The organism is Algoriphagus sp., assembly GCF_024642405.1.
In the GTDB taxonomy this organism is placed as follows: domain Bacteria; phylum Bacteroidota; class Bacteroidia; order Cytophagales; family Cyclobacteriaceae; genus Algoriphagus.
This window is the reverse complement of record NZ_JAHEBC010000463.1, coordinates 1-2,655: the sequence shown is the minus strand read 5'-3', so window position 1 is coordinate 2,655 and position 2,655 is coordinate 1. Positions and strand designations below refer to the sequence as shown.

2 protein-coding genes are annotated in these 2,655 nt (G+C 36.3%); both read left to right on the top strand.

What is annotated here, in order from left to right:
* Nucleotides 1-196 precede the first annotated feature (196 nt).
* Nucleotides 197-1,723, top strand: a complete 1,527-nt coding sequence (gene zwf, locus Q0L68_RS19380; RefSeq protein ID WP_296705896.1) for a glucose-6-phosphate dehydrogenase — start codon at nt 197-199, stop codon at nt 1,721-1,723.
* A 48-nt stretch (nt 1,724-1,771) separates the two neighbouring features.
* Nucleotides 1,772-2,497, top strand: coding sequence for a 6-phosphogluconolactonase (gene pgl / locus Q0L68_RS19375; RefSeq protein ID WP_296705895.1), 726 nt, complete (start codon nt 1,772-1,774; stop codon nt 2,495-2,497).
* Nucleotides 2,498-2,655 lie beyond the last annotated feature (158 nt).

Here is a 2,655-nt window from a genome sequence, read left to right as displayed (position 1 = left end):
TGGCAATTGTTTACTTTTTTATCCCAATCAACTAACCCAGTTCTTAAGAAATTACAATTACAAAATGCTTAGTTGGAAGGATTTTGAGAAATTATTTGAAGTGGTCACTAAAATGAACCTGTTTCCTTTCAATTTACTTTTGTGTTCTAGGAATTAAAATAAATTTGAAATAAGTGCCGAAAATATAAACCGACATATGAAAAAAACCTTAAATCAGATGCTCATAATTTTTGGAGCTTCTGGAGATTTGACAGTCCGAAAGCTAGTTCCTGCTTTGTACAATCTATATAAAGGCAAGCATCTTCCACAGAACTTTGTTGTTTTAGGAGCTAGCAGAAGTAATATGTCTGTTGAGGAATTTCGTCAAAAAGTAGTAAAAGAAAGCGAGTTTTTAGGAAAGGAAATCAGCAAAGAAGAATCATCTTTCATAAAAGCCTTTACTGATAAATTATTCTATCAGGACTTAGGAGATGAATATGATAGCGATTACACTCCACTTGCCAATCGAATAGATCAGTTAAACAAAGATTATGGATGCGAGGAAAACTTTATTTTTTACTTATCGACACCACCTAGTCTTTATGAAATCATAGCTAAAAACCTTTGTGAGGCCGGATTAACTAAAGAAGATAATGGGTGGAAAAGGATTATTGTCGAAAAACCCTTTGGATATAGCTTGGAAACTGCAAAAGAGCTAAACGAAGGCTTGCATAAATATTTTAACGAAAACCAAGTTTATAGAATTGACCATTACTTAGGTAAAGAAACAGTTCAGAATCTTTTGGTAACCCGTTTTTCAAATTCGATTTTTGAACCAACCTGGAATCGTAGATATATCCACCATGTGGAAATCACAAATGCCGAAACCGTAGGAGTGGAAAAAAGAGGTGGGTACTATGATAAGTCAGGTGCGCTTCGGGATATGTTTCAAAGCCATTTACTTCAAATTCTATCGCTCATTGTAATGGAGCCGCCGATTAATTCAAGTGCTGAAGAAATCAGGGATGAGAAAGTGAAAGCTTTGAAATCACTACGGATTATGACCGATGAGGATGAATTAGCAACTCATACCATGAAAGGTCAATACGTCGCCTCCACCATTAATGGTAAAAAAGTAAAAGGATATCGTGAAGAGGAAGGAGTTGATCCAAACTCAAAGACTGAGACTTTTGCCGCAATTAAATTTTTCGTTGACAATTGGAGATGGAAAGATGTTCCTTTTTATGTGAGAACTGCCAAATATATGCCGACCAAAGTGACAGAAGTAGTAATTCACTTTAAGTCTCCGGCACATGAGGTTTTCAAAAGTCAAGATGCCTACAAAAAGGACAATAAATTGATCATCCGAATCCAACCAGATGAAGGTATTTTGATCAAATTTGGAGTTAAAGTGCCTGGGTTAGGTTTCAATGTAGAGCAAGCCAATCTTGATTTCTATTATTCTGACTTGGATTCTGCTCAGGTTATGGATGCTTACGAAAGATTGCTTTTAGATGCAATGCAAGGAGATACCACTTTATATGCCCGTGCTGATGAAGTTGAAGCCGCATGGAAATTTGTCGACCCTATTTTGAAATATTGGGAGAATGAAGATGTCCCGACATTTGGCTATGCTGCTGGTACTTGGGGACCAAGAAATTCAGATGAGATGTTTGAAGGACATTTTGGATGGAGAAACCCGGGAAAACGACTTACTGACGAAACTGGATTCTGTATTTTATAATCTCAATACCTTTTTTCAAATTTCAATATCACCTTCTATTTAACATTTATGAATATTTCAGTATTTAGTTCAAAGGAAAGTCTCGCCGAGGAATTTGCGTACATTTTAAAAGAAATGTCTGATACAGGAGAGAAAATCCATGTGGCTCTGTCAGGCGGGAGTACGCCCAAAGTTATTTTTGATTACATCGCTGAAGAGTTGGGAGAAGATATTCTTTGGGATAACATCAACTTTTATTGGGGTGATGAAAGATGTGTTCCTCCCTCCGATTCTGAAAGCAACTACAAAATGACAGTAGATCATTTATTGTCTAAGATTGATATGCCGGATGAAAATATTTTCCGGGTAATAGGTGAAAATGATCCCCAGGAAGAAGCAATTCGTTATAGTGAAGTTTTAGAGGATGAATTGCCTTTAGTAAATGGTATTCCACAGTTTGATTTGGTAATGCTTGGGATGGGGGATGATGGACATACCGTTTCAATTTTCCCTGAATCGATTGACTTGTGGAATTCCAAAGAAAACTGTGTGGTCGCTGTTCATCCTGTATCAGGTCAAAAAAGAGTGACGATCACTGGAAGAATTGTAAATAATGCCAAGGCAGTAGCTTTTTTGGTTACGGGAGCCAACAAATCAGAAAAAGTGCAAGAAATAGTGATGCTGGAGGGTGATTTTGAAAAGTATCCAGCTTCTTTGGTTAAACCAACTAGTGAAGACTTAACTTGGTATCTTGACAAAGAAGCCGCTAAAGATTTAGATTTTTCTGAAGAATAATAAGAGGAGAAGATTCCTGAACCTCGGCCTAAAAACTGTTTATTTTCAGGTTAAAAACTTAAAATTGAATCCTTTTGTATTTGACATTAATTAGAACCTTTAACCATAATTTTTCATGACAAACGTAAAAGCATATGCTGCAAAACATGCAGATCAAC